The organism is Deltaproteobacteria bacterium (assembly GCA_019308905.1).
Taxonomy (GTDB): Bacteria; Desulfobacterota; BSN033; order WVXP01; family WVXP01; genus JAFDHF01.
In genome coordinates this window covers 21,522-27,521 of record JAFDHF010000055.1, presented here as the reverse complement: position 1 = coordinate 27,521, position 6,000 = coordinate 21,522, and the positions used below count along the sequence as shown (strand labels likewise).

Sequence of the window (6,000 nt, the reverse complement as noted above, 5' to 3'; positions counted from 1 at the left end):
ACCCCAGGCCTCAACTCCCTCAACCTCGGAATCAACCGATCACCCCTCCCATCAGGCAAAAATACATCCAACATAACCAAGTCAAACCCACGCCACCCCATGACCTCCAACGCCACCCCACAACTACCCACAGCGTGAACCTCATGTCCCGATCGCCGGATCGTTCTATCAAGGAGGGAGTTGAGTGGACCGTCGTCCTCAACGATCAGGACCTTCATCGGGATTCCTCTTTTCCCCTTTCGGTTTTCTTCACACACCGCAAGATCTGTACCACCAAGCCTTGCTCTTGACGCAACTCCTTGTAATATCGAGGAATTCACCTAAATTCAGACAATAGGGCTTCACGGAGAAGATGGGAAAAGGTGAGTCAGAAGTGGCTCATCTGAAATCACAAATCGATGCTATCCGTCTAGAATAGAAGGTTTAATCAAGGCTGTGCCAGAAATGGCTCATTTTGTGTCGAGTCCAGCCCCAGGCACTTCAGTTTTCTGTAAAATGTCCTTCGAGGCAAGCCCAGCATCGAGGCAGCCCTGGCTTTCTGCCACCGGTTGACCTTCAGGGCCCTCAGGAGAAGGCGCTTCTCGAAATTTCGAACGGCGCCATGAAAATTCGTGTCTTCCGGCCTACATGTGCCCTTTGACCTCCTGCCCCTGGTAACGAGGTCGGAACCTTGTGGATTCACAAAGTCAAGCCGCTTGACGGCCACGTAGCGGTGCAACACGTTTTGAAGCTCTCTAACGTTTCCCGGCCAATCATATTCCATGAGGGCTTTCATTATTCTTGAAGGGATGAATCCCGGTTCGTCATATCCGTGAGCGTGCAAGAAATGATCAACCAGCAGGGGGATATCCTCCTTACGTTCCTTAAGCGGAGGCACCGTGATGAGAATAACGTGGAGCCTGTAAAAGAAATCATGCCTCATAAGGCCCCTATCCACCATATCCTTCAGATCTCTGTTGGTGGCGGATATGATCCGGAAGTCGGATTTCTTGACCCTGGTGTCTCCCACAGCTATGTACCCGTTGCCCTCAACGGCCCGGAGCAGCTTGACCTGTAATCCCGGAGCGAGTTCCCCGACTTCGTCCAGAAAGAGTGTGCCCTTATCTGCAATGTCCAGGAAACCATTCTTGTCGAACTGCGCTCCTGTGAAAGCCCCCCTCTTGTGCCCGAAAAACTCACTTTCAAGGAGATTCTCGGGTATGGCTCCGCAGTTTACAGCCACGAAACTCCTTCTGTGCCGATCACTCGCCCGGTGAATCGCCCGTGCGACGAGTTCCTTTCCTGTGCCAGATTCTCCGTGGATCACCACGGGCGCGTCGGTCTCTGCGGCCGTCACGATCAATTCATAGACCGCCTTCATCGCCCGGCTCTCGCCGATGATGCCGGCAAACTTGCAACTCTTCCTCCGTGAAGGCTTCAGATCCCCCTCATCCTCGAGGCGCTGCTCCGCCTCTTCACAGGACCTATCTTCCCGAGCGCCGTTCATGGCAATATCTTTTACTGCAAGAAGAAGTGCAGGTTTTCCCTTCCACCATACAGGTATATAAAAGACCTTGACCCGCCGCTGCCGATCGGTGCGGCCGATACATACACTTGCGCTACAACGGATAAAGGTATTCTCCTCAGATCCACTGTTCTCTTGCCCAAGCTCGGGTTTCCAGGCCTCACCAAATACGACCGCCGGATCCGCGCCGAGTATTTGCCCTGGCCGGCAACCGAACATGGAGCACAGGGAATCGTTCACATACACCAACCTTCCGTTCTGGGAAATTCCAACTCCGTCGGAGAGCTTCTCCACAAGAATCCGATATGCTTCCCACTGACCTCTGTTCATATCACGCCACACCCGTCCTTCCGGGAACGGATCTACTGGGCCCGCTCGATTCTCTGTAGCTTCCAATTCCGGCAGCCCTCCTTGTTTTGTTCCCGCTCGCATACGACCCCCATCCCGAACCCCCTTGAAGTTCTCACACGAACAGCAGGAATCTTTAATCCTTCCCCTGACTTCTATCTACCCCCCTCTGCATCCTTTGGGATGCCTGCAACAGTGGCCCTCCCTCGGGCGCTTCGAGGCCGAAAGTCATATTCTCTTTGACCCAAGTTCTATATCCTGGAGGGTTCAAAGGCTGGCTGGGTCGAGTGTCAATCCTTTTCATCTCGGCTCACTTCTCTCAGGCAGATCTCGACAAAGAAAGGTCCGGTTTCGGTCTCGAAGGGAATCAGTATGACCGGTTGGTCGGTGAGGTGGTTGAGTACGTGTCCCTTCCCTGTGATGACCGTAGGAATAGCCATTTGAAACGAATATCCCTTCTGGTCCAACTGGGCCTTTACACCCCCTGTGATCATATTGGTCAGTTCCCCAACTGCATCGCTGACATCTTGATCGAGATCATTCACCACTTCACCGAGCATGGCAGACACTACCCGTTTGATGCACCTCTCGGAGAAGCTCAGGCCGAAGTATCCGCTGACCTTCTGGCCTGCCAGGCCGATAATACCGGTGACATCGCCGATTAACCTGTTCCCATCTTTTACGGCCGGCCTTCCCGGTTTGGCCTCGACCCGGGCCATCGTTCCCAGGACATTAAGGGTAACATCAACAAAGGAAGTAATGAACTCAGCATCCATCAATACGAAACCTCCCGACAAAGGAACGTCATACTTCCGGATCATTCCGCGCACCTGACCTGTCTGTCCATCTCCTGGACCAGATCGAGGATGCCTCGGGTAATTTGGCCCAATGGGAGGACAAAATCCACTGCTCCAAGCCTAATTGCCTCTTTCGGCATGCCGAAAACCACAGAGGTCTTCTCGTCCTGAGCGATGTTTCGCGCTCCATTCTCCTTCATCATCAAAAGTCCCTCGGCTCCGTCACTACCCATCCCTGTCATTATGACACCGACAGCGTTGCGCCCCGCATAACGCGCCACACTCTTGAAAAGCACCTCCACGGAAGGACGCTGCCGGCAGACACGGGGCCCCTTTTTCACCTCGACGTAGTATGTAGCGCCCGACCGTCGAAGGAGCATATGGTAGTTTCCCGGAGCTATGAGAGCTTTACCAGGTGCGACCGTGTCGCCATTCTGAGCTTCCTTTACCTCCATTGCGCAAACCTGGTTGAGCCTCTTCGCAAAACTGTGAGTGAAGTGTTCCGGCATATGCTGAACAACTAAGGTTCCGGGAGCATTTCCCGGCATCGCTGCAAGTACCTCTGTGAGAGCCTGGGTGCCACCAGTCGAGGCGCCGATGGCAACGACCTTGTTCGTGGTTCTGGCCAGGGCCAAACGTTTCGGAGAGGCCCTGCTCCCGGACTTAGCCGGCCCTCTTTTCTCCACCTTTGCCCGGGCACAGGCCTTGATCTTTTCGACGAGTTCTATGGTCATGTCCCCCACCGTATAGGCCGGGCCCGGCTTGCACATCACCTCCACGGCGCCTGCATCCGTGGCTTCGAGGGCCAGTTCACCCCCTTTGGGGGTCAGTGACGAAACCACAATTACAGGTAGAGGATAGTGACGCATCAACTTGCGGAGAAAGGTGATTCCGTCCATGCGCGGCATCTCGACATCTAACGTCAGCACGTCGGGTTTGAGTTTTACGATCTTGTCCCGTGCCACAAAGGGATCGGACGCGGTTCCTACCACCTCGATTTCAGGATCTCGTGCCAGTTCCCTGGAAAGGATCGAACGAACCACGGCCGAATCATCTACGACCAACACACGGATTCTCCGTAACGGCCTTAGGGGTGGCTCAAGAATGGATGGTTTACGATGGTTGTTCATCCAGATACGCCTCCACCGTCAAGTGACATGTTCAAAACCACTGGCAAGCCGTCAACCAGGAAGCAGAGCGAATCGGGCTTGTGTGCCAAAGCGCTCCATCCTGCAGGATTCAGCGCAGATATTTCCGGTATGGAAAGGTCGAAAACCGGTTCGTCGCCGACGAGGGCCGTCAGAACCTGGCCACAGGTGATATTCAACAGCTCTTTCAGGGCATCGTCGCTCTGTATGATCTTCAGGGCCTCAACAGGCTCCATGCCCAGGACGTTTCCCGCAATCACCGGGCACATGGCCTGCGGAACCGCGAGCACCAACTTCCCGCTCATTACGCCTCGGAAAGCCATTGTGGCCTGAAGATATCTCGACCCTGTCTCAGGGATCTCCTCCTTGGAAATCAGTTCACCAAACAAGAAGGAGAACCGTTCCAGCACCTCGCAAAAGACTGTCGCCAGAAGTTCCTTTCGATCATTTATCATCGTCCGTTCCCATGATTTCATCCACGACCATTCGAATCAGCTCCGGAGTAAAGGGCTTCCGCACATATACACGGACGCCCTTTGACTTCAGCTCTTCAATTCGGGGCGCGCTTCCTTCGGTTGAAACCACAACGACCGGGATGGTCCCCAAGAGGCCGTCTTGACTCATTCTCTCGATCATTTCAATGCCGGTCATCACGGGCATGTTGATGTCTGCAAAGACGAGATCTATCCAATGGTCGTCCAGGATGTCCAAGGCTTCCTTCCCATTGGAGGCCTGGTGGAGTTCATTAACAGGTACACCGGCCAGCTGAAGTGTTTTGGCAATCACGGCCCGCACCGTCTGTGAGTCGTCAACCACAAGGATATTGAGGGCCATAGACTCTCACCTCCCTCTTGTAAGCTTAAAGAAGCCTTTCATTTCCTCGAGTTTCTCTATGGTTCGGCACGCCACCCTCTCCGTTATCTGGGCTTTCAGGCCCAACCGGGAAGCAAGCCGGCTGGACAGGCGATAATTGAGGCCGTCCATACCTGTCCCAATGCCTCCCATCATCGACAGGGCGTCGGCCACATGGACCAGATCGGCCGGCCCCGGCTCATCCAAGAAATGTTCCGGCTGATGATGCCATCGAACCACATCAACGAGCTCCTCCGGCAGATTCCAGCACTCCAGAAGAAAGGCACCGACCTCAGCATGGTCGATCCCCAACACTCGCCTTTCGGCTTCCTCGAAGGGTACGTTCTTCTCAAATGCCAGAGCTGTGATCGGAACAGCATCGATCTGTACGAACGTCCCGAGTACGATTTTCCCGATATCGTGGAGCAAGGCCGATGTAAAGGTGTATTTGGAGGAGTCGAGATTCAAGGCGGCTGAGAGTTCACAAGCGCCAATGGCAACGGCAACCGAGTGCCGCCACAGCTCGCCCGGGGGAAGGCCGTAGCCCTTGATTCCCCCTTTCGCCAGGGTGGCCGCGACCGAGGCTACGACAAGCTCAAAGACCTTATCTGTACCCAGCCGAAGGACTGCCTCCTGGATAGAACCGATCCTTCTCGCCCACGAGTAGATCGAGGAGTTTGCCAAGCGCAGCAGGTCTGCGGTTAGTCCAGGGTCGAGCTCGGCTGTCTCCGTGACGTCACGGATTCTGACATGGGGATCCTGGAGAAGCTTGAAAAGCTTGGTCGCGGCAATCGGCATCCAGGTCACGGAGCGGGCCTTTGAAAGAATCTCCTTTCTCCGGTTCATAGTTCTACCTCTCGGCCTCCGGACTTGACGACCGTCTGGCCTCCTGCTATGTAGAGGTACATTGTCCGTGAAATCGTTCCCCCGATGTCTTCTGCAGCGATCAGAATATCGTTCTTCCAGAGAATCTTCCTCAGAACCGTGTAGTTCCGTTCCCCTATTCTGAACATCTCCTTTTCGTCGAGAAAGCTTGCGGCACCCGCGACCTTGGCAACCAGGCGTTTTCTTTCCGCTCCCATGTCGAAGACGGCTTGCAGTAGGAGAGCGACACCCGTATCCGTAAACATACATGGGTTGGCCTCTGCCTTGGGAGGATCGATCTTTGACAGAGGAAGCATACAGTGGATGAGACCCCCGACTTGTATGGCCGGGTCGTACAAAGAAACTCCGATGCATGACCCCAGGGAGTATGTAACGAGGATATCTTCGGGCCGACTGGAGACCTTCATCTCCGATATGCCAATGGTATGATTCACCTTTGTCCTTTCCTGTTCCGTTTCACAACCAC

8 protein-coding genes are annotated in these 6,000 nt (G+C 54.5%); all 8 read right to left on the bottom strand.

Annotation, left to right across the window (positions count from 1 at the left end; translation table 11 throughout):
• Positions 1-218: response regulator (locus JRJ26_15710; protein MBW2058933.1), on the bottom strand; the 218-nt coding region annotated here is incomplete at its 3' end.
• A gap of 209 nt (positions 219-427) precedes the next feature.
• On the bottom strand, positions 428-1,834 hold the full coding sequence (locus tag JRJ26_15705; protein MBW2058932.1) for a sigma 54-interacting transcriptional regulator: 1,407 nt from the start codon (positions 1,832-1,834) through the stop codon (positions 428-430).
• A gap of 308 nt (positions 1,835-2,142) precedes the next feature.
• Positions 2,143-2,673 carry a chemotaxis protein CheX gene (locus JRJ26_15700; protein ID MBW2058931.1) on the bottom strand — a complete coding sequence of 177 codons (531 nt, stop codon included), beginning with the start codon at positions 2,671-2,673 and terminating at the stop codon, positions 2,143-2,145.
• Positions 2,670-3,779, bottom strand: a complete 1,110-nt coding sequence (locus tag JRJ26_15695; protein MBW2058930.1) for a chemotaxis response regulator protein-glutamate methylesterase — start codon at positions 3,777-3,779, stop codon at positions 2,670-2,672. The genes JRJ26_15700 and JRJ26_15695 overlap by 4 nt, the downstream gene beginning before the upstream one ends.
• On the bottom strand, positions 3,776-4,252 hold the full coding sequence (locus JRJ26_15690; protein ID MBW2058929.1) for a chemotaxis protein CheX: 477 nt from the start codon (positions 4,250-4,252) through the stop codon (positions 3,776-3,778). The genes JRJ26_15695 and JRJ26_15690 overlap by 4 nt, the downstream gene beginning before the upstream one ends.
• Positions 4,242-4,631, bottom strand: a complete 390-nt coding sequence (locus JRJ26_15685) for a response regulator (protein ID MBW2058928.1) — start codon at positions 4,629-4,631, stop codon at positions 4,242-4,244. Before JRJ26_15685 ends, JRJ26_15690 begins: the two co-directional genes overlap by 11 nt.
• 6 nt (positions 4,632-4,637) lie before the next feature.
• Complete coding sequence (locus JRJ26_15680) at positions 4,638-5,495, bottom strand: HDOD domain-containing protein (GenBank protein ID MBW2058927.1); 858 nt, start codon at positions 5,493-5,495, stop codon at positions 4,638-4,640.
• Positions 5,492-5,968, bottom strand: a complete 477-nt coding sequence (locus JRJ26_15675; GenBank protein MBW2058926.1) for a chemotaxis protein CheD — start codon at positions 5,966-5,968, stop codon at positions 5,492-5,494. The genes JRJ26_15680 and JRJ26_15675 overlap by 4 nt, the downstream gene beginning before the upstream one ends.
• Positions 5,969-6,000 lie beyond the last annotated feature (32 nt).

What these genes read in the sequence shown, in the direction of transcription:
- JRJ26_15705 (MBW2058932.1), bottom strand. Translation starts at nt 1,834, where the DNA reads ATGAACAGAGGTCAGTGGGAAGCATATCGGATTCTTGTGGAGAAGCTC.
- JRJ26_15700 (MBW2058931.1), bottom strand. Translation starts at nt 2,673, where the DNA reads ATGATCCGGAAGTATGACGTTCCTTTGTCGGGAGGTTTCGTATTGATG.
- JRJ26_15695 (MBW2058930.1), bottom strand. Translation starts at nt 3,779, where the DNA reads ATGAACAACCATCGTAAACCATCCATTCTTGAGCCACCCCTAAGGCCG.
- JRJ26_15690 (MBW2058929.1), bottom strand. Translation starts at nt 4,252, where the DNA reads ATGATAAATGATCGAAAGGAACTTCTGGCGACAGTCTTTTGCGAGGTG.
- JRJ26_15685 (MBW2058928.1), bottom strand. Translation starts at nt 4,631, where the DNA reads ATGGCCCTCAATATCCTTGTGGTTGACGACTCACAGACGGTGCGGGCC.
- JRJ26_15680 (MBW2058927.1), bottom strand. Translation starts at nt 5,495, where the DNA reads ATGAACCGGAGAAAGGAGATTCTTTCAAAGGCCCGCTCCGTGACCTGG.